The 756-nt window shown below is 40.9% G+C and carries 1 protein-coding gene and 1 rRNA gene; both read left to right on the top strand.

The annotated features are described in order from the left end of the window. Positions 1 to 165 precede the first annotated feature (165 nt). Positions 166 to 280: ribosomal RNA gene (rrf, locus tag B5G52_RS21795) — 5S ribosomal RNA — on the top strand. 169 nt (positions 281 to 449) lie between these two features. Further along, positions 450 to 756, top strand: a 307-nt coding sequence (locus B5G52_RS21790; RefSeq protein WP_140394367.1) for a helix-turn-helix domain-containing protein, incomplete at its 3' end; no start/stop codon positions are given.

Raw genomic sequence — 756 nt, 5'->3', positions numbered from 1 at the left:
CAAGCGAAGAAGTTAATAGACTAAAGTAGATACTTGAAGACTTTATTATCAGAAATTCCAAATTTATGAGGTGACTCTTAGCGCGTAGCGTTAACATTGAGGCACCTTGCGCAAAGGAAATGTAAGCACTACGTGCTTTGTCATTACTCCTTTGCACCATATTTGCTTGGTGACAATAGCGTTTTGGACCCACCTGATCCCATGCCGAACTCAGTAGTGAAACGAAACAGCGCCGATGATAGTGTAGCATTTGTTATGTGAAAGTAGGTCATCGCCAGGCTCCAAATAAGAGAAACCCGTTACAGCAATGTAACGGGTTTTTTGTTGTCTGGGGTAAAGTGAAATAGTAATACCAAACACATTTAATTGATGATCTATTTTAATTTAATGCTATTTGTGATCTAATACTGGTAAATTCACTCATTCTTATTGAGCTTAAATTGTCCAACATGCCAGATTTTCCCTACACCCGAGATGCGCGATTAAAAACCCGCTATCAAGTTGTTCGTCAATTTCTTAAAGTTAAAAATCGCACGGCTGTTGCACAAGCGACAGGCGTGAGTCGGCGCTTGGTAAATGAGTGGGTGACAGCTTATCTTACCGATGGCATTGCGGCATTAGACATTAAGAAACAGCCAGGTCGCCCTTGTGCTCTAACACCTAAGCAAAAGCAACAACTCAAAGATTATGTATGCAAACATGCAGTTAAAGATGAAGGGGGTCGCTTAATCGGTGAAGACATTCGTGAGTATATTC

Origin of the sequence: Pseudoalteromonas sp. A601, from assembly GCF_002165575.1 — a bacterium.
Taxonomy (GTDB): domain Bacteria; phylum Pseudomonadota; class Gammaproteobacteria; order Enterobacterales; family Alteromonadaceae; genus Pseudoalteromonas.
This window is presented reverse-complemented; position numbering and strand designations above follow the sequence as displayed.